This is a genomic window from Massilia sp. DJPM01 (genome assembly GCF_030348125.1).
GTDB classification, from domain to species: Bacteria; Pseudomonadota; Gammaproteobacteria; order Burkholderiales; family Burkholderiaceae_D; genus Telluria_A; species Telluria_A frigida.
Map to the genome: position 1 here is coordinate 1 of NZ_JAQOZV010000217.1, position 615 is coordinate 615.

Genomic DNA, 615 nt, shown 5'->3' on the forward strand with positions numbered 1-615 from the left:
GCCAGCACGGCCAGCTGCACCACCCTGCTCGCCGCAACAAGCCTCACCGCACCTATGCGCAAGGTCAACACCCTATGGCATGCCAAATATCGCTTGCCATCGCAGATTTCCGAGCCGAAAAAACGCATTACGTATGTTTACGATAACGTTGGCAATTTGTTGACGAAGACGGAACAGGCAACCACCGATGAAACCGGCGTACTTGGCTTTAACGCTCCTGTCGTTGGGTTGCCGCGCAAGTGGACATACGAAGTCAACGGCCGCGGCCAAGTTCTGACCGTCACGGGACCCCGAACAGATATCGTCGATCGCACCACCTTTACCTACGATGCTGCCGGCAATCTGGAAACCACAAAGGATGTACTGAACCGTACAACGGTTTTTTCCAAGTTCGACAAACACGGCAATGCCCAGCTGATCGAAGCGCCAAACGGCGTGGCAACCGACCTGGTCTTCTCGCTGCGCGGGAAACTGCTGAGCAAAACAGTGCGTTCGACCGGGCTGCAGGCAACGACAATTTATGAATATGACCGCGCGGGAAACATGAAGAAGATCACTTTACCAGACAACAGTATCATTAAATACACCTACGATGCGGCACACCGCCTGACGGCC

At 54.3% G+C, this 615-nt stretch carries 1 pseudogene; it reads left to right on the forward strand.

The annotated features are described in order from the left end of the window. Positions 1-615, forward strand: a pseudogene (locus PO883_RS34745) (hypothetical protein); the annotation flags it as partial.